We start from the raw sequence: 23,111 nt of genomic DNA, 5'->3' as shown, positions 1-23,111 counted from the left end.
GCCGTCAGGAGCAGCCCTCGAACTGCGGCACCGCGACCGTCGACAGGTCCAGCCCCGACTTGCCGAACCACCGGTGCAGCAGCCGCGCGGTCGTCCCGTCCTGGTACATGTCGGTGATCGCCCGGTTGACCGCCTCGCACCCGGCCACGTCGCTCCTGCGCATGCCCACCCCGGTGCGCTGCTCGTTGAACTGCGCGTTGGCCAGCTTCAGCCCCGTCCCGTCCTGGTTGGCCAGCCCCGCCAGGATGACGTCGTTGGTGGTGACCGCGTCGACCTGCTTGCTCTTCAGCGCCGTCAGGCACGCCTTGTAGTCGTCGAACGGCACCAGCTGCGCCGGCACCTCGCGCTCCTCCACGACCCGCTGGGCCGCGTTCGAGCCTTTGACCGCGCAGATCTTGCGGCCCTTGAGCTCGCGCACGTTCTTGATCGTCTCGTCGGGCCGCTGCAGGATGTCCTGGTAGGAGACGTGGTACGGCCCCGCGAACAGCACGTCCTTCTTGCGCTCCTGGTCGATCGTGAACGTGGCCAGCACCAGGTCGGCCTTGCCGTCCGTCAGCACCTTCGCCCGGTCGGCGGCCAGCACGGGGATGTAGGAGGCCTGCTTGTGCAGCTTGCGCGCGATGTAGGCGGCCACGTCCACGTCGAAGCCCTCGAACCCGCCGTCCGGGCGGCGGAACCCGACCGACGGCAGGTCGGGCCGTACCGCGATGACGATCTTGTCCTTGTCCAGGACCGATTCCTGCCCGTCCGTCCCGCAGCCCGCGACGACCGTCGCGAACAGGGCCAGCACCGCTGCCAACGCCCGCTTCACCGGTACTCCTTGAGTCGTGGCCACACCCCTGCGATCACCAGCAGTCCGATCGCGCCGATGGCGAACGGCAGCAGCCGCCACAGGTTGTCCAGCGAGCCTTCGCCGGTCGCGATCGCCCGCGTGAACACGGCCTGGTGCCCGGCGGACAGCGACACCAGCGCGCGGTCATAGGCGTCGAACGCCTGGCTCACCGGCCCGAGCCGCTCGGCGACCGCCTCGTTGGTCCTGCCGCCCGCCACCAGCTCGCGGAACTTCCCGTCGGCGGCCTGGAAACTTCGGTACGCCTCCATCGCCTGGTCGCCCTGCCTGCCGACGAGCTCGGGCCCCAGCAGGCCGAGGACGTCGTCGTCACCCTTGGCGACCTGGTCGTGGTAGGTTCGCAGGTTGCCCGCCTTGAGGTAGACGACCGACATCGCCTTGTCCAGGAACGTGTGCTCGTAGGTGTCGGCCCACTCCTTGTCGAGCAGGTAGCGGCTCTGGTCGCCCTGCATGCTGTTGCTGATCGAGCGCGCCTTGGCCAGCGTCAGCACCGAGTCGAACCCGGCCGACTTCGCCGTGCGCAACGCGTTCTCGTCCTGCGCGAGCACGGTCAGCCCGGAGATCAGCGCGACCGCGGTCGTCACGGTGGCGACCAGCAGCGCCGGACCGAACACCCGGCGGAAGCGCCGCGCGAGGAAGACCTGCAGCCAGATCAGGCAGCCCAGCGCGAGCAGCCCGGCCACCACCACGGCGGCCCGCAGCAGGGGCACCATGACGGCCTTCTCGTCATAGGTGGCGCGCACGATCGTGCCGCTCTCCAAGGTCAGGTTGTACGCCTGGGGCAGCAGCTCGACCCGCATCAGCTTGGTGGCCTCGCGGTAGGTGAGCACCACGTCCTGGGGAGGCGGCCCCGGCGCGTGCTTGGACCGCTCGTCCAGCAGCAGCGCCTGGCCGGTCAGCCGTTCGTAGCGGCCCAGCCGGTCGAGCACCGCGTGGACCGTCGCCTGCTCCGCCTTGGTGTCGGCCAGCGACAGCGCCTGCATCAGCGCCTCGTTGGCCCTGGACCGCGCCGCCTCGTAGCGGTCGAGCGCCTGCGCCCGCTGCGGCGCGTACTGGTCGCCCATGACCAGCACGTTGGCCACCTGCGCGTCCATGTCGCTCAGCGCCAGATAGAGATCGGCGGTGGCGACCACCTGCGGCCCCGCGTCGCGCCCGATGACCTGCAGGCCATCGCGGGCGGTCATGCTGCCGACCGCGAGCGCCCCGAAGAGCAGCGCCAGCGAGGCGACGGTGATGCCGGTGATGACCCGGATCCTGCCGGGCACGCTCCGGCGCGCCGGCGGCGGGCCGCCCGCCGCCGGCACCGCGGGGGCCTGGGGCGCCTGGGGCTGTGCGAGGGTCACGGCGTGCCCTCCCTGATGGTGATGACGGTCCACGCGCCCAGGTGGATCCGGTCGCCCGCGCCGACCCTGACCGGCACGTTGACCTTGACGGGCTTGCCGTTCACCTGGGTGCCGTTGGAGGAGCCCGGGTCGACCAGCATCCACGAGCCGTCCGGCTGCGCCAGCAGCACGGCGTGCAGGTGGGAGACGCCCGGGTCCTCGGGCGGTCCGGTCAGGTCGATCTCGGGGGCCACGTTCCTGGCCCTGCTGCGCCGCCCGATGCGTACCTGCTCGCCCATCAGCGCGAACGAGCGCTCGGGGCAGTACGGCGGGAACGCCATCGCCGCCGCGTCGGGCCCGCCCTCGGCGACGACCTTCTCGTAGTAGGTCCGGTCGGCCGCCGTGACGGCCTCGAACCGCACCCCGCTCACGGGGACCGCGACGGGCGCGCTGCCGCCGGTGAAGTCGTGCCCGCACACCTCGCAGAACTGCCCGGCGCGCGGCGTCTGGCAGACCGGGCACGCCTCCACCGACGGGCCCGGAGCCTGGGGCTGGGGCGCGGCCGCGGGCGCGCCCCCCATCTGCGCGCCGCAGACGTCGCAGTAGTCGTCGGCGCCTGACGGATGCCCCTGCGGACAGGTGGCCATCAGTTTCCTTCCTTGCGCAGCCGGCTGGTACGGACGGAGCCGGTGTCGAGCTCGAGCTCGTCGGCCTTGTCCACGTTCCTGCGCAGCCTGGCCGTGCCGGTGGCCGGATCGACCTCGACCACCTTCTCCAGCAGCCTGGCCGTGTCCTCGCGGCCCGACTGGGCGGCCAGCTGCTGGGCCTTGGCCAGGCGGGCGGTCGCGGTGTCGACGTCCCCCATGGCGCGGGCGCTGAGGCCGTCCTGGATGAGCTCGTGCAGCTCGGCCTGGCCGGTGTAGTGGGCGACCTTGCCGTTGATCCGGGTGGACTGCGCCAGGTCGTCGGTCCACTGGGCGAGCACGTTCCCGCTGGCCAGGACCTCCTGGGTGTCGGGGCGTACGAGCTTGACCCAGCCGGCCCTGATCTCGTGCCCGATCTGCCCCGGCGGCACCTCCACGCAGATGTGGTACTCGCGCTCCTCCGTGCCCCAGGAGCCGGTCGGGTAGTCGCCGGTCAGCGGGTTCACGTCGGTGCGCTTGCCGGTCAGGTCGAGCAGCGTGGGGGAGACCTGCTTGACGAACTTCAGCGTCGCGGTCTGCGGCACCCACACCCGCAGCGACAGCTCGGCCACGGTCTTGCTCATCGACGTCTGCGTCAGCCTGCGGAAGAACTCCGACAGATCCCCTTGGTTGCGTACGTAGTCGAACGAGCCGAGCATGGCCTCCGCGACCTTCCGCAGCTCGGCGGGCACCCAGTCCTCGCCGATCCCCAGGGAGTCGCACACGAACTTGCCGCTCCAGCCCGCCAGCACGGAGGCGAACACCTCGGGCCGCTCGTTGTTCTGGCCGTCGGTCATCAGCAGCGCGTGCCGGATCGCCGACGGGTGCGCCGAGAGGAGATGCCCGGCCAGCTTCAGCCACTCGCCCATGGCGGTGCCGCCGTGCGCGCTCAACCGGCTGATCGCCCGCTCGGCCTCGGCCCTGGTGGCCGGGCTCGACCTGACCAGGTTGGCGTTGCCGCCGGGGTAGACGACCTTGGCCCGCTCGGTGCCGGCGACCACCGCGAAATACACCCCGTCGCGCAGGGTGTGGACGGCGGTCGTGGCCGCCTGCCTGGCCTCGCGGATCTTGCTGCCGCTCATCGAGCCGGACGTGTCAATGATGATCACTTCGGCGGCCTCGGCGGCGACGGACTGCGTGGTGACGCCGCCGGTGGAGCTGACCGTGAGGATGGCGTGCACGTCGCGGCCGTCGGTGGAGAGGTACTTGTTCTGGTCGATCGTCAAGGTGAAGGTCGGCTGCTCACCCATGCGTCACTCCTAGGGGGATCAAGGCGATGGTCACGTTGTCCTGGCCGCCGGAGTCGAGCGCGTGGCGCAGCATCTCGCGGGCCATGTCGATGGGGGTTCCGGAGCTGGGGAAGGCGTAGCCGTCCAGATAGCGCCACAGGCCGTCGCTGCAGACGAGCAGCAGGCCGGGCTCCTCCGGGGTGAGGGTGCGTACGTGGAGCGGGACGTCGACGGCGTCGGCGCCCAGCCAGCCGGTGATCTCGCCGGTCTCGATCGCGTCGTCCACGGTCAGCATGACGCCGGGCCGGCCTGCCGGGCCCGGCAGCCAGTAGGCCCGGGTGTCGCCGGCCCAGCCGAGCGTGATCCGGCCCCGCTCGACCACGGCGGCGATGTACGTGCAGGCGGGAGCGTCGTCCACGGACGTGGCGAGCTTGGTCACCGCGCGCCCGGCCAGCTCGAACGCCTCCTCCTGCCCCAGCCCCCTGGCCAGCGCGGCCGAGGCGGTCTCGACGGCCACCGCGGACGCCTCGTCGGCCCTGGGCGAGCTGCCCACGCCGTCGCAGACCACGGTCACGATCGCGTCGCCGGACGTCAGCAGCGCCACCGCGTCCTCGTTGCGGCTGCGGCGCAGGCCCTTGTCGGTCACGGCCGCCGCGCCGCCGTCGATCACGGTCTCCGCGTGGTCCCTGTCGGTGGGCTGGCGCAGGCCGCACCGCTCGCAGTAGCCCTCGGCATCCACGGCCGCCGCGCCGCACGACGCGCAGGTCGGCGCACCCAGGGTGTGCCCGCACGCCTCGCAGTAGATGTCACCCGCGAGCACGGGCGCCTCACACACGGGACAACCAGCCATCAGAACCACGTCCTAGGTCGAATGGCGTTCGCCTGGTCGATGAGGGCGTGGCGCTCCTGGCGGGACTCGGCCGCGACGGCCAGCTTGCGGAAGATCGACTCCAGCCGCCGGCGCAGCCCCTGCTCGGTGAACGGCGCCTCGGCCAGTCGTGCGCCCTTCGGTGGCGAGCCGTTCTCGAGCCAGGTCAGCGCCGAGGTGAGCAGCTCGGCGGTGAGCACGTCGCGGCGGCGCGGGTCGAGGTCGGCCTGTTTGGCCAGCCGGTCGGCCGAGCCCACCAGGTCGTCCGTGGTGAGCCTGCTCAGGTCGGCCCCCCGTACGACGGAGACGGCCAGCGCCACCTGCGCCCGCGCCCGGTGCACCGAATGGGTGGGCACCTCGTCGAGCACGCTCATCCGGCCCGACCTGGCCAGCCCGAACACCGCGCTCACGTACGAGTGGTCGGTCCGCCACACGGCCTCGTACCAGCCGGCGGCGGGCTTGCCCGCGCACTCCAGCGCGAACGCCAGCGCCAGCTTCGGCGCCAGCTCGCCGGGCAGCGCCGACAGGCACGCGTCGAACATCGCGACGGCCTCCTCCGGCCGTCCCGTGGTCAGGTGGAGCACCCCGCGGTACCAGGTCACCCGCCAGTCGCGGGGCAGCTCGATGTCCAGCTCGTTCAGCGCGACGGGGGCCTCGGCCGCGGCCCCCTCGGCCAGCAGCCTGGCCCGCATCAGCTTCGTCTCGGGGGTCTTGGGCAGCGCGGCGAGCTGGTCCATCAGCTCCTTGCCGTCGCTGCCCAGCAGCCCGGCCAGCGCGCCCGCCGCCGCGTCGGCGGGGTCGACCAGCGGCACCGGCAGCGCCTGCGCGACGGCCACCGGGTCGAGCGGCCCGAACACCACGTCGCTCTCCTCCGCCAGCGCCGTGCCCACGGCGCCGCGCTCGGGCCCGAACATCGGCGAGGGCGCCGGGTACGGGACCTTGTCCTCGATGGCGCTGACCTCCCGCAGCACCCCGACGAGCTGCTCCTCCATCTCCTCCGCGCTCTGGAACCTGTCGGCGGGATTGACGGCGGTGGCCTTGCGCAGCAGCCGGGTGAACGACGGGTGCCCGCAGTCCTCGGGCAGCGGGGTGGCCACGCCGTTCGCGTACGGGGAGAAGCCCGGGATCGCCAGCACCGCCAGCGTCCTGGCCACGGTGTAGAGGTCGGCGGTGGCGGCGGCGGCGTGGGTCTCCACCTCGGGGCCGTGGTAGCCGGGCGTGGCCCAGCCCGAGCCCGGCGGCGCGCCGATGGGCAGCACCGCGCCCAGGTCGATGAGCTTGAGCCGCTTGCCGACCCTGATCACGTTGGCCGGTTTGAGGTCGCAGTAGACCATGCCGTGCTCGTGCAGGTAGGCGAACGCCTGCAGGATCTCCCGGCCGTACATGAGGGCCTCGCGCAGCGGCACCGGGCCCTGGCGGCGCAGCTCGTGCAGCGACTGGCCGCCGACGTACTCCATGACGATGTAGCCGAAGCCGCCGGAGCGCTGGAAGTTGAGGATCTTGACGATGTTGGGGTGGTCGACCGTGGTGAGGAACTTCCGCTCGGCCTCCGCCGCCGCCAGCGCCTCGGCGTCGTTGGTGTTGAGCAGGCCCTTGAGCACGACCCACATGCCGTCGAGGTTCTCGTCGGAGGCCAGGTAGATCCAGCCGAGCCCGCCGTGCGCCAGGCAGCCCAGCACCCGGTACTGGTCCGCCACCAGGTCGGCCTTGTCCAGCTTGGGGGTGAACGAGAACTGCGTGCGGCAGTGCGGGCAGAACCCGTCCGTCAGCCCCGGCCGGCCCTCCCTGGAGCGCCCGACCTCCTGCCCGCACGCCGGGTTGGCGCAGAACCGCTTGTTCTCGGGCACCACGGGGTCGGCCATCACGGCGGTGGCCGGGTCGCGGTAGGGCACCGACGGCAGGTCGGCGATGGTGGCCAGCACGCCGGGCCGCGACCTGCCGCTGCTCACCGGAGAGGTGACCGACCGGCTCACCGGCTGTGTCTGGACCGAAACGGGCCCAGAAACGGGCACAGAAGCGGGCGGCGGCGCCGGCGTGCTCGCCGAGTGGCCGCACAGGTCGCAGTAGCCGTCCTCGATCGTGCCCGTGCAGCCCGGCTGCGCGCAGCGGGTCATGGCTTACCTCCGTGGATCGCGCGCTGGTACGTCTCGACGGCCGCCGCCGCCCTCGTCAGGTCGCAGGGCGCGGTCCACAGCAGCACGCGCGCCCGTTCGAACAGCTCGGAGGCCGCCGGGTCCTCCGCCAGGCCCTTGCGCACCGCCATCACCTGGCAGGCGCCGAGCCGCCCGCGCAGCTCGTCACGCCTGCTGACCAGGCCGTAGAGCGCCTTGGCCGTGGTCTGCGACTGCTCGGCGGCCTTGCGGGCCTCTTCCTCCAGCGCCGCCAGCCGCTTGGCCCGCAGCACCCAGGTGTCGGCCGAGGCGTCGAGCGCATCCAGCTCGGCGGCCAGGGACTCGGCCCGGCCGCGCGGCTGGGCCTGCGGCGGCAGGGCGATCTTCACGACGACCGCGCCGTGGGCCAGCCTGGCCTCGCTCTCGGCCGCCCGTACCCGGTCGAGCGCGGCCACGAGGTCCTCCCGCCGCCTGGCGAACTCGTCCTTGACGGTGAGCGCCAGCTCCAGCTCCGCGCGGGAGCCGGCCAGCAGCCGGGTCAGCCGGTCGAGGTCCGGCTCCGCGGACGGGCCCAGCGGGTCTTCGAGCACCGAGCCGCGCAGCCGCTTCAGCTCGGCCTCCTGCGCGGTCAGGTCGGCGCCCTCGCCCAACTGGCGTTCGAGGTCGCGGATGTGGCGCAGGTCGCTGTCGGCGCCGTCGAGGCGGGGCAGCACGGCGTTCCACACCGCGTCGATGTCGTTGAGCGCGGAGGTGACCTCGCGGAAGGCGGCGTCCATCCGGGTCAGGGTCTGGTCGAGGGTCAGCCGCTCGTCCTTCTGGGGGAGCAGCGAGCGCTGCTCGACGGGCTTGGCGGTGGCCCGCAGCACCACGGACGGGCCCGCCAGCAGCTCCGTCAGCCGGCTCAGCTGTTCGGGGGTCAGCCTGGCGCGCGTGGCCCTCATCTGCTCCGCGTCACGCAGCACCCCCCGGTACGCGTCGTTCAGAGACCACAGCGTGGCCAGCGACTCCTGCGCCGCGGCCCATCTCCGCTGTGTCTCCCCGCGTAAGGAGGCTCCCTTGAGCAGCTGATAGGTGGTGTGGGATTCGAGATCGAGCAGGTCGCCGGAGACGCGGTCGCGTTCGTCGGCTCGAGCGCGCAGTGCGTGCTCGACGCCCTCCCTGCTCATAGGTGGTCCCAGGCTCATCACGCTCCCCGTGAAGCAGGCCTCCCCCGAACCCTTGCTCCTACCGGCACAACGGGGGGATCGGCCGGTTGGTTCCAAGAGTAGGGGTGACCCTGACTTGTCCCTGATTCAACCCTGCATCGCCTGCAATTCGCTTAAAGGATCTTTTACCGTTGCAGGCATGGGACGAATTCTGCTGATCATCGCGGCCGTCGTGGCCGCACTCGTACTTCTCGGGCCCCTTGTGGGCTTCGCGCTCACGCTGCTCAAGTGGGGACTGATCATCGGTGCCGTGGCGTTCGGCGCCATGCTCCTGTCGAAGTGGGTCAAGAGGACATAGCGTCTTGGGGTTTCCCCAGGCATAGTTGTGTGATGGAGGCGCGGCCGGCGGTCGACGATGCCGCGCTCGGGCGCGAGGCACTGGCCGTGCTCGAGGCGAACTGGACAGGCACGGGCACCGTGCCCGCGCCAGGTCTCTATCCGCACCAATGGAGCTGGGACTCCGCGTTCGTCGTCATCGGTCTGGCCAGGCACCGGCCGGACCGGGCCCGCGACGAGCTGCTCAGCCTGCTGCGGGGGCAGTGGGCGACCGGGATGGTGCCGCACATCGTCTTCCACACGCGCGAGGCGTACTTCCCGGGGCCGTCCGTGTGGCGCTCGCAGGAGCACGAGGCCGCGCCACGCGTGCTCACCTCGGGGCTCACCTCTCCGCCGCTGCACGCGCTGGCGCTGTGGTGGTTCTACCGGCACACCGGCGACGTCGCGTTCGTCAGGAAGGCGTACCCGGCGCTGGTGGCCCAGCACGCCTACCTCTCCTCGGCCCGCGATCTCGGCGGCGCGGGCCTGGCGGCGATCGTGCACCCCTGGGAGTCGGGCATGGACGACAGCCCCTCCTGGGACGAGCCCCTGAACGCGCTGCCCGCGATCAGGTACGGCTACCGCCACGTGGAGCTCGAGCAGCGCCACCCCGACAGCGACCACGACCGCTACGTCTGGCTGGCCATGCGCTACCGGGACGCCGGATACCGGGCCGAATACCTGCGGGACGAGCATCCGTTCGCGATCGAGGACCCGATGTTCAACGGGATCTGGCTGGCCTCCTGCCAGGCCCTGGCCGAGCTGGCGCCGCTGGCGGGCGCCGACCCCGTACCGCACGCCGAGCAGGCCGACCGCATCAGGCAGGCCATGCTCGACCGCCTGTGGGACGGGTGCTTCTACGCCCGCGACCTGCGGACCGACCGGCTGATCCGGGTCTGCACGGTGGGCGGGTTCGGGCCGCTGCTGGATCCCGGGTTGCCCAGCGACCACCTGCACGCGGCGGTGGAGGTGCTGGAGTCGGCCAGGTTCATGGGGGCCACCGGCTATCCGGTGCCGAGCTGCGAGATCCGGGCCCCTCAGTTCGACCGTACGCGCTACTGGCGCGGCCCCTCCTGGGTGAACACCAACTGGCTGCTGCGCAGGGCCGCGGCCGTGCACTCGCTCGACCAGCTCGGCCAGCAGCTCGCCAACGGCACCCTGCGGCTGGTCCGGCAGGCCGGGTTCCGGGAGTGCTTCGACCCCTTCGACGGCAGCGGGCGCGGGTGCAGGGACTTCTCGTGGAGCGCGGCGCTCACCCTCGATCTGCTCGCCGATAACGTGGAGGAATGAGCATTTTCCGCCGCCTGCCCGCCGACGTGCGCAAGTCCCTGGCCACCGAGCCCGGGGAGCGGGTGCTGACGTTCGCCGCCGGGGCGGTCTCCGGCTATGTGGTGGCCACGAACCTCGCCCTCTACCTGACGGACGGGACGCGGGTGCCGTACGAGATGGTCGACAAGGCGTCGTGGGACGACGACGGGGTGCGGATCCTCACCACGGACGGCACGCGACACGCCGAGCGGATCACCGACCCGCGGATGCTGCCCGAGACCGTGCGGGAGCGCGTCAACTCCACGATCGTGGTCAACAAGCACGTGAAACTGCCGGGGAGGGGCGGCGTGCGGCTGGTGGCCAGGCGCCGGCCCGGCGGTGAGGTGCGCGGCTGGACCTTCGTCTTCGACGACGGCCTCGACCCCGAGGACCCGGGCCTGCGCGCGCAGGCCGAACAGGCCCTGGAAGGGCTGCGGCGGAGCATGGGCGTGTGACGCCCATGCTCCGCCCTGCTCTACCGGATCAGTAAGGGATGCCGCTCTCGCGGGCCTTCTTGTCCACGATGTCCTCTTCAGGCCAGCCCGTGCCCGTGTCGGGGTGGTGGTTGTCGGCACTGAGGAACGGGATGCGGTGCTGCAACGTCGCCCCCACCTTCGACTTGGCCACCCCGGCCAGCCTCGACGCCTGCGCGCCCACCACCCCGGCGACCTCCTGCACCCTGGGGCTGTCGGCGACGCGCTGGGCCGTCCGCTTGATCTGTTCGTACCGCTCACGCCCGGCCCGGCTGCCCAGCACGTAGCCGATCGCCAGACCCACAGCGAATGTCACTCGATAACGCATTTTGCACCTCCGCTGTCTCCGGGCCTACCCCGCTTACGATGCGACACGCACTCCAGGAGTGCGCTAATCTATTCCTGCGCACGACGGAGGGGCCGACAGCCCCGAGGAAATGCGCAGACGCACGATCCCGCGTAGCTCAACGGCAGAGCAGCCGGCTGTTAACCGGCAGGTTATAGGTTCGAGTCCTATCGCGGGAGCTTCGATTGCACAACGCAGGCCCTCTTCCTTGATCAAGGACGAGGGCCTGAGTCGTTCCGGAAGCCACTCCTGGTCTGGCGTCGACAGACGGTCTACGAGGCCGGCGAGGGCTCCACCGAGCCCTCGCCGTCACTCAAGATCGAGACGAAGGAGCGTCGATGTTCCCGATGTCGTCCGAGCTCATCGACTGCATTGAGGGCGACCCTGGATCAGGTCAGGTGTCCACTCATAGCTCATAGCGGTACCAACACCGCGGATCCCCGTTCTCGTACAGCCACAGCGTCCCATCTCTGCCGATCTTCCCCCGTGCCCAGCCGGTCGGGTGCCGGTCGTCCGGCAGCAGCAGGCGCTCACGGCCCGTCTTGGTGATGGCCCCGGCCTGTTGGCGGGCCCTGCGGATCTCCCAGCGGAAGCCGCCGCCCGCTCGGCGCTGATCGAGGAAGCCGAGCTCGGTGCCTGAGACGGCCAAGCCGTGGCCCCGTGTGATGGAGTTCGGTGTGATGTTCCGGACGCCGCCAGCGTCGATCTCGATCAGCGGGAAGTCGGTGTAGGGGCACGCATGGACCAGGTCACGGCCGACGTTCAGCGCATAGCAGTCGCACCAGACAACGTCTGGAGTGTGGGACGGCGCCATCCAGGGTGGTCCGCCGTCGCTGTCCCAGCGTGCCAAACCGATCATTAAACCGTAGGAGCGGGTGCCGTCGGGGTTGGGGAACCAGTAGTTCGACTCGTCGAAGTAGCTGATCCAGATGTTGCCCTGGGCATCCGTCATGAGCTGCTCGATGCCGTCACCGGCGTAGAAGGCCGAGCAGGTCTGCCCGTTTCCGTCGATCACCCGGACGTTGTCGGTGAGGTGAAGTCGGGCCTCGGGAACCGGCTCCCAGTAGTGCTCACGGTCGATGCCCACAGGCTCACAGCGGCCGGCGGCCAGCACGATGCCATCGGCGAGGGTGTCGATGTGGGTGAACCACAGGTCGAGATCCGTCAGCGGAATCTCACTGATCTCGGCTCCGTCGCAGATGACGGCCGTCGCGTCATAGCGCGGAGGCGGCCGTAGGCCGGAGAAGCGCGGGATGGGGGTGAAGTCTTGGGCGGGGTCGGCGACCAGGGCGGCCAGTCGGCCACGATGGTCAATGGTCGAGGCCAGGACCTCATAACGGGCGTAGCGATCGGGAAGGGTCGCATGCAGCCCAAGCCGGCGGTCAGCGACCATAAGCCTTTCTCGTTGTCATCCATCGATGATCGCATACAAAAGGCAGGACGGGATGCTGCTCCGTCTCCCGGATGATGAGTATGAAGTCGCCGGCGCTCTGGGCGGCCGACATGTTCGTATTCGATCACGTTCCGGCCGCCGTGGCGGAGTTATGACCGGCTGAAGGCCGAGATCCTCGCCGAGGCGTAGGGACGGGCGATTTCCTGGCCGGGTCACGTCCAGCGGGATCCTGTCACCCGACCAGCTCAAAGGCCGTTTCCGAGGCGGACGTGGTCAGGAGGGGCGTTTGGCGAGGATGCCGGTCAGCGCCCAGCCGAGGCCGACGATGACGCCGCCGACGATGGCGACGACGCCGACCCCGCCGGTCTGGAGCAGTGCGAGCAGGGCGATCACCAGCCCGTAGATCACGGTCAGGGCGAGCATCAGGCGGGGATATGTCTTCTGGGTCATATGCACACGATCGCGTGGCGCAGGACAGGGGTCTGTCCCCCGATCGGTGGACAGGCTCCCGGTAAAATGTCGATCATGGGCAGTCCCGTGGACGCGCGGGCGGAGAACGCCTGGTTGCGTTCCTATCCCTTCTGGGACGCGTACTTCGCGATCGTGCTGATCGCGACCATCATCACCATCGTGGTGGACGACGGGGCGCCGGTCGCCATCATCCTGCTGCTCCTGATCGCCATCTCGTACGCGCTGTGGGGCCGCAAGGCCGTGCGGGCGCCGGTCGCGCCCACCAAGGAGGGCTGGTGGCACGCCGCCGCGATGCTCGTCCTGTTCACCGCGGCCAACCTGCTCGCGTCGCAGTCCGCCGTCGCGCTGTCGGCGTTGATCCCCATGACGTTCATGGCGCTGCGGCGGGCGCGGGCCGTGGCCGTGACGGTGGCCATGTTCACCGGACCCGCGATCCAGCTCATGGCGGAGAACGGCTCGCACCCGCTGCTGATCGCGGTGGCGATCGTTCTCGGACTGTCGGCCAGTACGCTGCTGGGGGTGTTCATCGACCGGCTCGGGCGGCAGAACACCGAGCGGGCTCGGCTGATCGCGGAGCTCGACCGCACCCGGGAGGAGCTGGCCGAGGTGAGCAAGGAGGCCGGGATGCTGGCCGAACGCGAGCGGCTGGCCGGTGACATCCACGACACGCTGGCCCAGGGGTTCGCGAGCATCATGATGCTGCTGCAGGCCGCGGGGGACGGGCACGACCCGTACGTGCGGCGCGCCATGGAGACCGCCAAGGAGAACCTGTCCGAGACCCGGGCGCTCATCGCCGCCCTGGCGCCGCCCGCGCTGGAGGGAGCCTCGCTGGAGGAGGCGCTGGGGCGGCTGGCCAAGGGGTTCGAGCTGCCCGTGGAGGTGAGCGTCGCCGGGACCGCCGACGCACCCGCCCTCGTGGCGGAGACGCTGGTGCGGGCCGCCCAGGAAGGGCTGGCCAACGTACGCAAGCACGCCCGCGCCCGCTCCGTACGGCTGGCCCTCGAACACGTGCCGGGCCCGGCCGTACGGATGTCGATCTCCGACGACGGGCGCGGCTTCGCCCCCTCGACCGGCGGCGACGGGTACGGCCTGCGCGCGATGCGCAACCGGGTGACCCGGCTCGGCGGCACCGTCCGGATCACCGGCTCGCCCGGCCAGGGGACCACGCTCGTGGTGGAGCTGCCATGCTCAGGGTGATGATCGTCGACGACCATCCGATCGTCCGCGAAGGGCTGCGCGGGATGCTGCAGGCCGAGCCGGACCTGGAGGTGGTCGGCGAGGCCGGGTCGGGGGACGAGGCCGTGGTCGTCGTGCCCCGGCTGCGGCCCGACGTGATCCTCATGGACCTGCGCATGCCGGGCGGTGACGGGGTCAGCGCCATCGAACGGCTGGGGCCCGGCCACCGGGTCATCGTGCTGACGACGTACGAGGACGACGGGGAGATCCTTCGGGCCGTCTCCGCGGGCGCGGCCGGATACCTGCTGAAGGACGTGTCACGGGCGGACCTGGCGTCGGCCGTGCGGGCGGCGGCGGGCGGCCGGACGGTGCTCTCGCCGTCGGTCGCCGCGCGGCTGGCCGGGCGGCGGCCCGCCGTGCCCGTGCTGTCGGAACGGGAGCGAGAGGTCCTGGAGCTGGTGGGCCAGGGGCTCACGAACGGGGAGATCGGCCGGCGGCTGTTCATCGGGGAGGCGACGGTCAAGACGTACCTGCTGCGGGTGTACGGCAAGCTGGGCGTCTCCGACCGCACCTCGGCCGTCCTGGCAGCCCTGGACCTCGGCCTCGTCCGCCGCCACCCCTGAGCCCGTCCCCAGGCTGTTGGCTCCCTTCCGGCCCCGACGGCCCCTTAGCCCCCGGCCCGGAGGTGACTGCTTGCGCGTCGGCCTCGGGTGGGGCGTGCCTTCCCCTTTCCTCGAAGGACCGCAACCATGGATGGTGGGGCGTCCGACGCTGTATTGGGTGGCCAGGTCGGCCAGGGACGCCTCGCCTGCGCCGGCCGGGTGTTCCGGTTGAGGATCGCCTCCCGTGCGAGATGCGTCCGTGGGCGCTACCGCAGTTGGTCGCGGCGGCGGGTCAGGGAGGCGGTCTCGGCGGTGTTGCCGGCCAGTTCGATGGCTTTGTCGTAGGCCGCGCGCGACTCCCGGCCACGGCCCAGCCGGCGCAGCAGGTCGGCGCGGGTGGCGTGGTAGGCGTGATAGCCGGCCAACCTGGGCTCAAGACGGTCGACTGCCGCCAGCGCCACCTCCGGCCCGTCGAGCTCGGCCACGGCGATGGCCCGGTTGAGGGCGATGATCGGCGAGGGGTCGAGGCGGACGAGCTGGTCATAGAGGGCGAGGACCTGCGACCAGTCGGTGTCGCGCATGTCGCGGGCGGAGGTGTGCACGGCGTTGATCGCCGCGAGGATCTGGTAGCGACCCGGAGCCACCCCGGCGGCGGCAGCGGCGAGGCGCTCGCGCACCAGCCGGTGACCCTCGGCGATCAGCGCCGCGTCCCAGGCCCCTCGGTCCTGCTCGCCGAGGGCCACCAGTTCGCCGCCGGCCGAGACCCGGGCGGGGCGGCGGGCCTCGGTGAGGAGCATCAGCGCCAGCAGTCCGGCCACTTCACCGTCGTCCGGCAGGAGCGCACGGATCAGGCGGGTGAGCCGGATCGCCTCGGCGGTCAGCTCGTGCCGTACGGGGTCGGTGTCGGGACTGGTGGCCAGGTAGCCCTCGTTGAAGACGAGGTAGAGGACGGCGAGGACGCCGGAGACGCGCGCCGGGAGATCCTCCGCCGAAGGCACCCGATAGGGGATGCGCGCCGCCTTGATCTTGGCCTTCGCGCGGGTGATCCGCTGCCCCATGGCGCTCTCGGCCACCAGGAAGGCGCGGGCGATCTCGGGCATGGTCAGGCCGGCGACCATGCGCAGCGTCAGCGCCACGCGGGTCTCCATCGCCAGCGCCGGGTGACAGCAGGTGAAGATCAGCCGGAGCCGGTCGTCGTCGATGACGCCGACAGGCTCGGGCCGGTCGTCGTCGTACACCATCTGAGCCTCCTTGTGCTTGTCGTCGCGTTTGTTCTCGCGCCGGATCCGGTCGATGGCCTTGCGGTTGGCGGTGGTGGTCAGCCAGGCGCCGGGGTTGGGGGGCACGCCGTCGGCCGGCCACCGCTGGACGGCGGTCGCGAACGCCTCGGCGGCCGCCTCCTCGGCGATGTCGAGGTCGCCGAAGCGCCTGGTCAGAGAGGCGACCACCCGGGCCCACTCCTCATGGTGAGCCTGGGTGATCGCCTCGCGGACGTCGATCCTGTTCACTGGAACGGCCGCACCTCGACCTTGCGGTTGCAGGCCTTCGACCCCTCGGCTGCCAGCTTGAGCGCCACGTCGAGGTCGGGGGCCTCGATGATCCAGAAGCCGGCGAGGTACTCCTTGGACTCCAGAAAGGGCCCGTCGGTGACCATCGCCTCCCCACCCCGGTTGTCGATGACGGTGGCCGTGTCGGGCGAGGCGAGGCCGCCGGCGAAGACCCAGTGGCCGTCGGTCTGGAGCCGGTCGTTGAACACGTCGATCGCAGCGTCCTCGTCCGGGGTGGCGAGGCCGGCCTGGTCGTGGATCACGGAAATCAGGTACTGCATCTGAGGATCATCTCCTGTGGTGTCAAGACAGTGCCGGTCAGGGACTTCAGACGCTTGCATACTGCGGGCGCCCGGCGGGCCGGTAGACCTGGGTCGTCACGCCCTTGGAGTCGCCCCGCGATTCGACCAGGTCGAGCGCACGATCCGGGCCGGTCTCCGGGAACAATCGCGTGGCCGCCGCGAGGTCACCGCGGAGAACGGTCGTGTCCTCCCAGCGTGGCGCGGCGAGCGTGGGCGCGCTCGAATCCGTTCCTGCGGTCCTTATCCGACGCACCGCCGTTTCCCTGCACGTCACGGTCGTCAGCTTCATGATCGCGGTTCCTTCCACCTCGGCGCCGCACCCTTGCGGGCGGCCTCACCCCTGCTACGAACACCACCGCCCCGATCCGACACCGCCTCCCGAATTCCTTTGAAGAACTTTCAGCCATCCGACAGCGCGGCTGCGCCCCACTTCCTCGACCCCGGATGAGGCGTACCTGAAGATCACTTCGGGTGCCTTAAGCCCTCCTTCAGGTGCGCCGCGCCACCCTCGGGCTGTCTCATCGAATCGGGGAAGGAGACCCCAATGTTCAAGCGACGCGCCGCCGTCGTCCTCACTGCCGTCACCCTCGGGCTCGCCGGCATGGCCGGGTCCGCGCTGGCCGACGACGGGCCGATCGAGGTGCGCGGCGAAGGGCTGGTCAGGGTCCACGGCGAGCCGGACCTCCCGGCCGGCCCGCTCACGTGCTGGCTGACCGACGGCAAGGTCGTCAAGTTCTCCAAGGCCCGGGTGGCCGAGCTTGTGGACGAGGAGTACATCGAGCCGGCCCAGCCCGTGACCGTGGACGGCGTGACGACCCTGCCCGCGGACCGGCTGTCGATCAGCGTCCCGGCCGGGGAGCTGCCGTACAAGGTCAAGGCCGGCAAGCGCTGGCACCGCAGCCGCGTCGTCCACCTCACGTGCGTGTGGAGGGACTACGCGAGCCGTTAGTCGCTGAGTGCGCCCCGGAGCCTTCCGGGGCGCACTCATTTCATGGTTTGGCGGGACAAAGCTGAGAGCGGCTGGTAAGGATGGGTTACCGGTCCTCTGGGCCGGGAGCCGCGGGCAGGTCGACGGGGGCGAGGAGAGGGCGCCGCCACCAGGACGTGTCGCCGACCCGGAATCGGCGGGGCGATCCGATGACGGAGAAGTGCTGATTGCCGCGTGCGTACCTGGATTACGAGCCTGCGCCCCTTCGATGCTCTGACCGTGCAGGCAGTGCTTGAGCGAACCACCGACTTCCGCGAGGCGGAGCGTTTCATCAGGCTCTTCCACGCCGAGAACCCCCAGGCCGGAGGCCTGCACGCCCGGCTGCGCGACGTCTCCAGAGACGTGGCCCGCCACGGGACCTACACCCACACGTACGAGGAGCTGGAGTTCGGTGCCCGGGTGGCCTGGCGCAACAGCAACCGGTGCATCGGACGGCTCTACTGGCGTTCGCTGAAGGTGCGCGACCGCAGGCAGGTGACCACGGCCGAGGGGGTCGCCCTGGAGTGCGTCGAGCACCTGCGGGTGGCCACCGGGAACGGCAGGATCAGGCCCACGGTGACCGTCCTGCCGCCCGACACCCCGGCGCTGCCCGGCCCCCGGATCCTGAACGACCAGCTCATCCGGTACGCGGGCCACCGCACCCGGGGAGGCCGCATCGTGGGGGACCCGCACAACGCGGAGCTCACGGACCTGGCCAAGGCGCTGGGCTGGCAGGGCAGGTCCGGGCGGTTCGACGTGCTGCCGGTGATCATCCAGCCGAGCCTGGGCGATCCGTTGCTGTGCAACCTGCCGGGTGACGTCGTGCTGGAGGTGCCGCTGGTGCATCCGGAGTATCAGTGGTTCGAGGAGTTGGGCCTGCGTTGGCATGCCGTTCCGGCTATTTCCGACATGTGTCTGGAGATCGGCGGCATCTGCTACCCGTGCGCGCCCTTCAACGGCTGGTACATGGGCACCGAGATCGGCGCCCGCAACTTCGCGGACGCCGACAGGTACGACCAGCTCAAGGTCGTCGCGGAGCGGCTCGGGCTGGACACCTCGACCGAGCGGACCCTGTGGCGGGACCACGCGCTGGTGGAGCTGAACGTGGCGGTGCTGCACTCGTTCGAGCGGGAGGGGGTCACGATGACCGATCACCACACCGAGTCGCGCCGGTTCCTCACCCACCTGTCGCGCGAGGAGAAAGCCGGGCGCGTCTGCCCGGCGGACTGGTCGTGGATCGTGCCCCCGATGTCGGGCAGCGTCACCCCCGTCTTCCACCGCTACTACGACACCAGCGTCCTGAGCCCCGCCTTCGTCCATCACCGCCAGCCGCCGTCCTTGCCTTCCCGGCCTAGAACATGGTTCGGTTAGGGCATGGCAGAACTCGTGCTCTCATCCCTCGACCAGGGCGTACTCACACTGACCTTCAACCGTCCCGACACCCTCAACGCGTGGACGGACGCCCTGGGGCGGCGCTACTTCGACCTGCTGGCGGAGGCCGAGAAGGACCCGGAGGTGCGGGCCGTCGTGGTCACGGGCGCGGGCAAGGGGTTCTGCTCGGGGGCGGACTTCAAGGCGCTGGCGGCGATCCAGAACGGCACCTACGACGTGGAGCCCGACCCGCGGCCCAACACGTTCCCGACCACGATCGGCAAGCCGATCGTCGCCGCCGTCAACGGGGCCTGCGCGGGGCTGGGCATGGTGCACGCGCTCGTCTGCGACCTCGTCTTCACGGCCGCGGACGCCAAGTGGACCACGGCGTTCCCGCGCCGGGGGCTGATCGCGGAGTACGGGCTGTCGTGGGTGCTGCCCAGGCTCATGGGGCAGCAGCGGGCCATGGACGTCCTGCTGTCGGGGCGGGTGTTCACCGGGGCCGAGGCGTACGAGCTCGGGCTGGTCAACCGGGTCGTGCCGGGGGAGGGCCTGCTCTCCGAGGCGCAGGCGTACGCCCGGGAGCTCGCGGCCTACAGCTCGCCGGCGTCCATGGCGGTGATCAAGCGGCAGGTGTGGCACGACTGGGACGCCACCCTGGAGGACTCCGCCAAGGCGGCCGTGCGGGAGATGATGGCCTCCTTCGACCGCCCCGACTTCACGGAGGGCGTCGCCAGTTTCCTGGAGCGACGCCCGCCGAACTTCCCGCCCCTTTAAGGGGGCAGGGTAAGGGGGCAGGGTAGGCGGCTCAGGCCAGGCGGTGGGCGCCGCGGGCCGGGGTGGCGGGCAGGAAGCGCGGAGGCTGGAAGCCGTGCTCCGCGTACGCGGCGGTCACCGACTCCTCGACACTGGACAGGCGCTCCACCGGCACCAGGGCGATGGCGGAGCCGCCGAAGCCGCCGCCCGTCATCCGGGCGCCCCGCGCCCCGCCCTTGATGGCGGCCTCGACCGCGACGTCCAGCTCCGGCGAGGAGACCTCGTACTGGTCCCGGAGCGACAGGTGCGAGGCGTTGAGGAGGGCGCCGATCTCGGTGACGGCGCCGGCGCGCAGGAGGCCGATGAGGGCCTCGACGCGGTGGTTCTCGGTGACGATGTGCATCGTGCGCTTGCGCTCGTCACCCTGGAGTTGATCGAGGGCGGCCGCCAGGTCCGTGACGTCGCGCAGGGCCGGGACGCCGAGCTTGCGGGCCGCCGACTCGCACTCGGCGCGGCGCTTGGCGTACTCGCCGCCGGCGTGCTCGTGGTGGACCTGCGTGTCGATGATCAGCATGCTCAGCCCGTGGGCGGCCAGGTCGAGCGGGATGTTGCGGGAGCCGAGCGAGCGGCAGTCGAGGAACAGCGCGTGCCCCTCCTCGCACAGCGCAGAGGCGGCCTGGTCGAGGATGCCGCAGGGCATGCCGACGAAGTCGTTCTCGGCCTTCTGGCTGAGCAGGGCGATCTCCATGGGCGTCATGCCCAGGTCGTGCAGGTCGTTGAGCGCGGAGGCGACGGCCACCTCGAGGGCGGCGCTGGAGCTGAGGCCGGCGCCCGGCGGGACGTCGCCGTCGATCGCGATGTCCGCGCCCCGCACGCGGTCACCCAGCATGGCGAAGACGCCGACGACGTAGCGCGTCCAGCCCGCAGACTGGTCGTGACTGGGAATCGTGACGGGCTCGCCGGGAGCCTGGAGGGAGAGGAGCCGGATGGTGCCGTCCGTACGCGGCGTGATCGCGGCCGTGACGCCCCACGGCACTGCGAAGGGGAGGACGAAGCCGTCGTTGTAGTCGGTGTGCTCGCCGATCAGGTTGACCCGGCCGGGCGCACGCCAGACGGTCTGGGGGGACGCGCCATAGGCGGCACGGAAAGCTTCAACAACGCTCATAATCGAACACTCCTCAACAAAGGCTCGACCGTAGACTAGCGCCATGGAAGAGCTCCTGGATCCCGGGCTCGGCCGGGTCCGGTTGTTCCTGATGCACGACGACAACAAACCCCGCAAACTCCGGTACAACCTGGGCCATTCCCGCCTGCTGACCTTCGGCGGCGCGTACTCCAACCACATCAGGGCCGTGGCCGAGGCGGGGCGGCGGCACGGGATCGAGACCATCGGGGTCATCCGGGGCGAGGAGCGCCTGCCGCTGAACCCCTCGCTCGCCCACGCGAGGGCGTGCGGGATGACCCTGACCTACCTCGACCGGGCCTCCTACCGGCTCAAGCACACCGAGGGCGTGCTGGCGGGGCTGCGGGCGCGCTGGGGAGACGACGTGGCGATCCTGCCCGAGGGCGGGAGCAACGCGGCCGCCGTGCGCGGGTGCGCCGAGCTGCCGGGGGAGATCTCCGCGGAGTACGACGTCATCTGCTGCCCGGTCGGCACCGGCGGGACGCTGGCCGGGATCTCGGCGGGGCTGCCGGAGGGGAAGCGGGCGATCGGGTTCGCGGTGCTGAAGGGGGCGGGCTTCCTCGCGGGCGAGGTGGCCAGGCTGCAGCGGGAGGCGTACGGGCGCACCTGGGCGAACTGGGAGCTCAACCTGGACTACCACTTCGGCGGCTACGCCAAGTCGACCCCCACTTTGGACGCATTTATCGGGAAATATCGTGTTGAAGGCATCTACGTGGCGAAGATGCTCTACGGGATCCTCGACCTCGCCCGCCAGGGCGCCTTCCCCGACGGCACCCGCATCGTCGCCGTGATCACCGGTCAGCCCTCCACACCCGTCTCGACGTGAGCCGCCCCCACCGGCTTCGACTCGGGTGACCCCCGCTGCCGGAGGTAGATCGAGAGCACCACCATCGACAGCACCGCGAGCAGCTCCGACTGCCAGTTCTGCAGGGTCCGGTCCCAGAACTCGGGCGCGGTCACGTACGACCACCACGAGACCGGGTCGCGCAGGTCGCCGAGCCGATCCGAGTTGTACGCCGCCTGCCCCGTCACCGACTGCGCCAGCCACGACAGGACGAAGATGGTCCCCATCACCAGCCCCAGCGAGTTGCTGTAGACCCACAGCCTGAGCCCGCCGGCCCTGGCCCACCGGGGAGAGCGCGGGCCGGCATGTGCCCCGATCCGCTGCTCCTCCTCGGACTCCGTCCCCACCTTCTCCATCGTCTTGGACTCGGGCGACCCCTTCTGCACGAGCCAGACGGTCAGCATGATGTACAGCAGGAACTGCAGGTACTCCGACTGCCAGTTCTCCGAGACGTCCACCGCGAACGGGGACGACGTCACGTACTGCGCGAACGAGACCGGCTCCGCCCCCTCGACCCGCTGCAGGTCGTTGTACTGCAGCATCCCGGCCACGGCCTGTCCGCCCAGCGAGAGCAGGAACATGGCGAGGAAGACCAGCGCCAGCGAGTTCTCCTTGACCCACCTCATAGCCGCGAGAGCCCCACGACGAAGAAGAACGCCAGGCCGACCACGATGATCAGCATGGTGATCGTGAACATCACCCGCATCAGTCCTCCACCTCGCAGTCGTAGGGGAGGTCGCGCACCGGCTCGCACCCGGCGGCCGTGACCCGCCAGCCGTCGGTGAAGCGGTGCAGGAAGAGCGTGTCGCCGGCCAGCCGCACCTGGGCGGCGTCGCCCCACACGCTGACCGACGTGACGGACCCGCCCGGCCCCAGCTTCGCCTCGCGCAGCGCCTCGGCGCAGGTCTGGCCGGGATCGGGGAGCTTCTCGGCGGTCTTGCGGGTGAGCATCGCGCACGCGGCGTCCTCGTGGTGCGCGGAGAGGGCCGCGTGGAAGCGCTCGGCCGCCCGCGCCGGAGCGCCCGTGTCAGGGGCGCAGCCTGCGGCGACCAGCGCGAGCGCCGGCCAGATGAGCAGGTTCCTCATGGACCTCCGCTACCCGCGGATCATCCGCGCATGCTAGCCCCCGAGCTGATCGAGGACCGGTGCGACCAGCGCGTTGAGCTCACGGGTCAGCACCACCACCGCCCGGTGCGCGCGCTGCTCGACCTCGTCGTGCGGCCCCTCGGGCTCGGGCGGCAGGTCGTCCAGGGGCACGGGCACCTCCAGGAGCAGCGAGGTCCGCAGGAACGGGTGCCGGGCCAGGTCCTGCTGGGTCGGCTCGACGTACTGGCCGAAGGTCTCCTGCCAGCCCAGCCACCCCCGGTCGCGCCACCAGGCCCGCGAGCGGGTCAGCTCCTCGGGCAGCGGCGAGACGACCCTGACCCGCGCGTAGAGCGAGCCGTCCCAGGTGTTGCGGTGGCAGGTGGCGTCGAGCACGCGCCGGTCCCACCGTACGTAACCGGGGGTCAGCGCCGGCGGCGTGGCCAGCCGCCACGCGGCGCACGCGAACCTGACGGGGGCGATGTCACCCCATTCAAACTCTTCCAGATTCTTGCGAACGTGTACGGCATAGCGCCCGTCACGGTCTCTGTCGAACTCTTGATCGATCCAGAACGCCTTGCCCATGAGGACTACGCTACGGCCTCCCCCGCCCGGCGGGGGCTCCATAAGCACGCGCCATCTCCACAAATGGCCTGTGACGGACGTGACACATGTGTAGCTTTTTCACATTGTTGGATGACTTTGG

26 protein-coding genes and 1 tRNA gene are annotated in these 23,111 nt (G+C 70.9%); 10 read left to right on the top strand and 17 right to left on the bottom strand.

Features of this window, described 5'->3' with window-relative positions; genetic code table 11:
• Nucleotides 1–4 precede the first annotated feature (4 nt).
• From AB0J87_RS20465 to AB0J87_RS20435, 7 genes are read right to left on the bottom strand one after another with little or no spacing between them, the layout of a single operon-like run.
• Complete coding sequence (locus tag AB0J87_RS20465; protein ID WP_363967272.1) at nt 5–811, bottom strand: transporter substrate-binding domain-containing protein; 807 nt, start codon at nt 809–811, stop codon at nt 5–7.
• Nucleotides 808–2,193: a hypothetical protein gene (locus AB0J87_RS20460; RefSeq protein WP_363967270.1), complete on the bottom strand. Its 1,386-nt coding sequence runs from the start codon at nt 2,191–2,193 to the stop codon at nt 808–810. The genes AB0J87_RS20465 and AB0J87_RS20460 overlap by 4 nt, the downstream gene beginning before the upstream one ends.
• Nucleotides 2,190–2,819 (bottom strand): FHA domain-containing protein, encoded by a 630-nt coding sequence (locus AB0J87_RS20455; protein ID WP_363967268.1) that lies wholly within the window; start codon nt 2,817–2,819, stop codon nt 2,190–2,192. Before AB0J87_RS20455 ends, AB0J87_RS20460 begins: the two co-directional genes overlap by 4 nt.
• Nucleotides 2,819–4,105 carry a VWA domain-containing protein gene (locus AB0J87_RS20450; RefSeq protein ID WP_363967266.1) on the bottom strand — a complete coding sequence of 429 codons (1,287 nt, stop codon included), beginning with the start codon at nt 4,103–4,105 and terminating at the stop codon, nt 2,819–2,821. Before AB0J87_RS20450 ends, AB0J87_RS20455 begins: the two co-directional genes overlap by 1 nt.
• The gene (locus tag AB0J87_RS20445) at nt 4,098–4,919 is read right to left on the bottom strand and encodes a protein phosphatase 2C domain-containing protein (protein WP_350725173.1); all 822 of its coding nucleotides are present in this window, start codon (nt 4,917–4,919) and stop codon (nt 4,098–4,100) included. Before AB0J87_RS20445 ends, AB0J87_RS20450 begins: the two co-directional genes overlap by 8 nt.
• Nucleotides 4,920–4,933: 14 nt before the next feature.
• Nucleotides 4,934–7,066, bottom strand: coding sequence for a tetratricopeptide repeat protein (locus AB0J87_RS20440; RefSeq protein ID WP_363967264.1), 2,133 nt, complete (start codon nt 7,064–7,066; stop codon nt 4,934–4,936).
• Entirely contained in the window at nt 7,063–8,229 is a 1,167-nt protein-coding gene (locus AB0J87_RS20435) for a hypothetical protein (protein WP_363967262.1), read from the bottom strand. The genes AB0J87_RS20440 and AB0J87_RS20435 overlap by 4 nt, the downstream gene beginning before the upstream one ends.
• Nucleotides 8,230–8,407: 178 nt before the next feature.
• Between AB0J87_RS20435 and AB0J87_RS20430 the strand changes: the two genes are divergently transcribed.
• The 3 genes from AB0J87_RS20430 to AB0J87_RS20420 are packed head-to-tail and all read left to right on the top strand — an operon-like array spanning nt 8,408 to nt 10,346.
• The gene (locus tag AB0J87_RS20430; protein ID WP_355207984.1) at nt 8,408–8,566 is read left to right on the top strand and encodes a hypothetical protein; all 159 of its coding nucleotides are present in this window, start codon (nt 8,408–8,410) and stop codon (nt 8,564–8,566) included.
• A 32-nt stretch (nt 8,567–8,598) separates the two neighbouring features.
• Nucleotides 8,599–9,873: a hypothetical protein gene (locus AB0J87_RS20425; RefSeq protein ID WP_363967260.1), complete on the top strand. Its 1,275-nt coding sequence runs from the start codon at nt 8,599–8,601 to the stop codon at nt 9,871–9,873.
• Nucleotides 9,870–10,346 (top strand): hypothetical protein, encoded by a 477-nt coding sequence (locus AB0J87_RS20420; protein ID WP_350725182.1) that lies wholly within the window; start codon nt 9,870–9,872, stop codon nt 10,344–10,346. The genes AB0J87_RS20425 and AB0J87_RS20420 overlap by 4 nt, the downstream gene beginning before the upstream one ends.
• Before the next feature lie 28 nt (nt 10,347–10,374).
• Here the strand turns inward: AB0J87_RS20420 and AB0J87_RS20415 are convergent, their stop codons facing one another.
• Nucleotides 10,375–10,692 carry a YtxH domain-containing protein gene (locus AB0J87_RS20415; protein WP_350725184.1) on the bottom strand — a complete coding sequence of 106 codons (318 nt, stop codon included), beginning with the start codon at nt 10,690–10,692 and terminating at the stop codon, nt 10,375–10,377.
• Nucleotides 10,693–10,817: 125 nt separating this feature from the next.
• On the opposite strand from AB0J87_RS20415, the gene AB0J87_RS20410 reads away from it, so the two are divergent.
• Nucleotides 10,818–10,889: transfer RNA gene (locus AB0J87_RS20410), tRNA-Asn, on the top strand.
• A 227-nt stretch (nt 10,890–11,116) separates the two neighbouring features.
• Here AB0J87_RS20410 and AB0J87_RS20405 read toward each other — a convergent pair.
• Together AB0J87_RS20405 and AB0J87_RS20400 are read right to left on the bottom strand one after the other, a co-directional pair.
• Nucleotides 11,117–12,103 carry a hypothetical protein gene (locus AB0J87_RS20405; RefSeq protein WP_363967258.1) on the bottom strand — a complete coding sequence of 329 codons (987 nt, stop codon included), beginning with the start codon at nt 12,101–12,103 and terminating at the stop codon, nt 11,117–11,119.
• A gap of 273 nt (nt 12,104–12,376) precedes the next feature.
• A complete protein-coding gene (locus AB0J87_RS20400; protein WP_355207971.1) occupies nt 12,377–12,553 on the bottom strand; it encodes a hypothetical protein in 177 nt (58 codons plus the stop codon).
• A 75-nt stretch (nt 12,554–12,628) separates the two neighbouring features.
• Between AB0J87_RS20400 and AB0J87_RS20395 the strand changes: the two genes are divergently transcribed.
• Both AB0J87_RS20395 and AB0J87_RS20390 read left to right on the top strand, forming a co-directional pair.
• Nucleotides 12,629–13,771, top strand: coding sequence for a sensor histidine kinase (locus tag AB0J87_RS20395; protein ID WP_363967256.1), 1,143 nt, complete (start codon nt 12,629–12,631; stop codon nt 13,769–13,771).
• Complete coding sequence (locus AB0J87_RS20390; protein ID WP_363967254.1) at nt 13,759–14,373, top strand: response regulator transcription factor; 615 nt, start codon at nt 13,759–13,761, stop codon at nt 14,371–14,373. Before AB0J87_RS20395 ends, AB0J87_RS20390 begins: the two co-directional genes overlap by 13 nt.
• Before the next feature lie 245 nt (nt 14,374–14,618).
• On the opposite strand, the gene AB0J87_RS20385 is transcribed toward AB0J87_RS20390, so the two are convergent.
• The 3 genes from AB0J87_RS20385 to AB0J87_RS20375 are packed head-to-tail and all read right to left on the bottom strand — an operon-like array spanning nt 14,619 to nt 16,490.
• A complete protein-coding gene (locus AB0J87_RS20385) occupies nt 14,619–15,860 on the bottom strand; it encodes a DUF6596 domain-containing protein (protein ID WP_363967253.1) in 1,242 nt (413 codons plus the stop codon).
• On the bottom strand, nt 15,857–16,180 hold the full coding sequence (locus AB0J87_RS20380) for a YciI family protein (RefSeq protein WP_363967251.1): 324 nt from the start codon (nt 16,178–16,180) through the stop codon (nt 15,857–15,859). The genes AB0J87_RS20385 and AB0J87_RS20380 overlap by 4 nt, the downstream gene beginning before the upstream one ends.
• A 46-nt stretch (nt 16,181–16,226) precedes the next feature.
• Nucleotides 16,227–16,490 (bottom strand): hypothetical protein, encoded by a 264-nt coding sequence (locus tag AB0J87_RS20375; RefSeq protein ID WP_363967249.1) that lies wholly within the window; start codon nt 16,488–16,490, stop codon nt 16,227–16,229.
• 255 nt (nt 16,491–16,745) lie between these two features.
• Between AB0J87_RS20375 and AB0J87_RS20370 the strand changes: the two genes are divergently transcribed.
• The 3 genes from AB0J87_RS20370 (at nt 16,746) to AB0J87_RS20360 (ending at nt 19,316) form a co-directional block, all read left to right on the top strand.
• Nucleotides 16,746–17,150 carry a hypothetical protein gene (locus tag AB0J87_RS20370; RefSeq protein WP_363967248.1) on the top strand — a complete coding sequence of 135 codons (405 nt, stop codon included), beginning with the start codon at nt 16,746–16,748 and terminating at the stop codon, nt 17,148–17,150.
• Between the two features lie 267 nt (nt 17,151–17,417).
• Nucleotides 17,418–18,539, top strand: a complete 1,122-nt coding sequence (locus tag AB0J87_RS20365; protein WP_363967246.1) for a nitric oxide synthase oxygenase — start codon at nt 17,418–17,420, stop codon at nt 18,537–18,539.
• A gap of 3 nt (nt 18,540–18,542) precedes the next feature.
• Entirely contained in the window at nt 18,543–19,316 is a 774-nt protein-coding gene (locus AB0J87_RS20360; RefSeq protein WP_363967244.1) for an enoyl-CoA hydratase-related protein, read from the top strand.
• A 31-nt stretch (nt 19,317–19,347) separates the two neighbouring features.
• Here the strand turns inward: AB0J87_RS20360 and galK are convergent, their stop codons facing one another.
• Entirely contained in the window at nt 19,348–20,460 is a 1,113-nt protein-coding gene (gene galK, locus AB0J87_RS20355; protein WP_363967243.1) for a galactokinase, read from the bottom strand.
• 43 nt (nt 20,461–20,503) lie between these two features.
• On the opposite strand from galK, the gene AB0J87_RS20350 reads away from it, so the two are divergent.
• Nucleotides 20,504–21,304 (top strand): pyridoxal-phosphate dependent enzyme, encoded by an 801-nt coding sequence (locus AB0J87_RS20350; protein WP_363967241.1) that lies wholly within the window; start codon nt 20,504–20,506, stop codon nt 21,302–21,304.
• Here AB0J87_RS20350 and AB0J87_RS20345 read toward each other — a convergent pair.
• From AB0J87_RS20345 to AB0J87_RS20335, 3 genes are all read right to left on the bottom strand, one after another.
• The gene (locus AB0J87_RS20345; protein WP_363967239.1) at nt 21,277–21,948 is read right to left on the bottom strand and encodes a DUF6766 family protein; all 672 of its coding nucleotides are present in this window, start codon (nt 21,946–21,948) and stop codon (nt 21,277–21,279) included. The two genes, AB0J87_RS20350 and AB0J87_RS20345, sit on opposite strands and share 28 nt — an antisense overlap.
• A 79-nt stretch (nt 21,949–22,027) precedes the next feature.
• Entirely contained in the window at nt 22,028–22,408 is a 381-nt protein-coding gene (locus AB0J87_RS20340) for a hypothetical protein (protein WP_363967237.1), read from the bottom strand.
• Nucleotides 22,409–22,441: 33 nt separating this feature from the next.
• On the bottom strand, nt 22,442–22,990 hold the full coding sequence (locus AB0J87_RS20335; protein WP_355207942.1) for a hypothetical protein: 549 nt from the start codon (nt 22,988–22,990) through the stop codon (nt 22,442–22,444).
• Nucleotides 22,991–23,111: the final 121 nt, after the last annotated feature.

The organism is Nonomuraea sp. NPDC049625, assembly GCF_040675285.1.
Taxonomy (GTDB): domain Bacteria; phylum Actinomycetota; class Actinomycetes; order Streptosporangiales; family Streptosporangiaceae; genus Nonomuraea; species Nonomuraea angiospora_A.
The sequence above is the reverse complement of the archived record's forward strand: the minus strand, read 5'-3'. Positions and strand labels throughout refer to the sequence as shown.

Coding starts and splice junctions, on each gene's coding strand:
- AB0J87_RS20455 (WP_363967268.1), bottom strand. CDS start 2,819: ATGGCCACCTGTCCGCAGGGGCATCCGTCAGGCGCCGACGACTACTGC.
- AB0J87_RS20450 (WP_363967266.1), bottom strand. CDS start 4,105: ATGGGTGAGCAGCCGACCTTCACCTTGACGATCGACCAGAACAAGTAC.
- AB0J87_RS20440 (WP_363967264.1), bottom strand. CDS start 7,066: ATGACCCGCTGCGCGCAGCCGGGCTGCACGGGCACGATCGAGGACGGC.
- AB0J87_RS20435 (WP_363967262.1), bottom strand. CDS start 8,229: ATGAGCAGGGAGGGCGTCGAGCACGCACTGCGCGCTCGAGCCGACGAA.
- AB0J87_RS20430 (WP_355207984.1), top strand. CDS start 8,408: ATGGGACGAATTCTGCTGATCATCGCGGCCGTCGTGGCCGCACTCGTA.
- AB0J87_RS20425 (WP_363967260.1), top strand. CDS start 8,599: ATGGAGGCGCGGCCGGCGGTCGACGATGCCGCGCTCGGGCGCGAGGCA.
- AB0J87_RS20420 (WP_350725182.1), top strand. CDS start 9,870: ATGAGCATTTTCCGCCGCCTGCCCGCCGACGTGCGCAAGTCCCTGGCC.
- AB0J87_RS20415 (WP_350725184.1), bottom strand. CDS start 10,692: ATGCGTTATCGAGTGACATTCGCTGTGGGTCTGGCGATCGGCTACGTG.
- AB0J87_RS20405 (WP_363967258.1), bottom strand. CDS start 12,103: ATGGTCGCTGACCGCCGGCTTGGGCTGCATGCGACCCTTCCCGATCGC.
- AB0J87_RS20400 (WP_355207971.1), bottom strand. CDS start 12,553: ATGACCCAGAAGACATATCCCCGCCTGATGCTCGCCCTGACCGTGATC.
- AB0J87_RS20395 (WP_363967256.1), top strand. CDS start 12,629: ATGGGCAGTCCCGTGGACGCGCGGGCGGAGAACGCCTGGTTGCGTTCC.
- AB0J87_RS20390 (WP_363967254.1), top strand. CDS start 13,759: ATGCTCAGGGTGATGATCGTCGACGACCATCCGATCGTCCGCGAAGGG.
- AB0J87_RS20380 (WP_363967251.1), bottom strand. CDS start 16,180: ATGCAGTACCTGATTTCCGTGATCCACGACCAGGCCGGCCTCGCCACC.
- AB0J87_RS20375 (WP_363967249.1), bottom strand. CDS start 16,490: ATGAAGCTGACGACCGTGACGTGCAGGGAAACGGCGGTGCGTCGGATA.
- AB0J87_RS20370 (WP_363967248.1), top strand. CDS start 16,746: ATGTTCAAGCGACGCGCCGCCGTCGTCCTCACTGCCGTCACCCTCGGG.
- AB0J87_RS20360 (WP_363967244.1), top strand. CDS start 18,543: ATGGCAGAACTCGTGCTCTCATCCCTCGACCAGGGCGTACTCACACTG.
- galK (WP_363967243.1), bottom strand. CDS start 20,460: ATGAGCGTTGTTGAAGCTTTCCGTGCCGCCTATGGCGCGTCCCCCCAG.
- AB0J87_RS20350 (WP_363967241.1), top strand. CDS start 20,504: ATGGAAGAGCTCCTGGATCCCGGGCTCGGCCGGGTCCGGTTGTTCCTG.
- AB0J87_RS20345 (WP_363967239.1), bottom strand. CDS start 21,948: ATGAGGTGGGTCAAGGAGAACTCGCTGGCGCTGGTCTTCCTCGCCATG.
- AB0J87_RS20340 (WP_363967237.1), bottom strand. CDS start 22,408: ATGAGGAACCTGCTCATCTGGCCGGCGCTCGCGCTGGTCGCCGCAGGC.
- AB0J87_RS20335 (WP_355207942.1), bottom strand. CDS start 22,990: ATGGGCAAGGCGTTCTGGATCGATCAAGAGTTCGACAGAGACCGTGAC.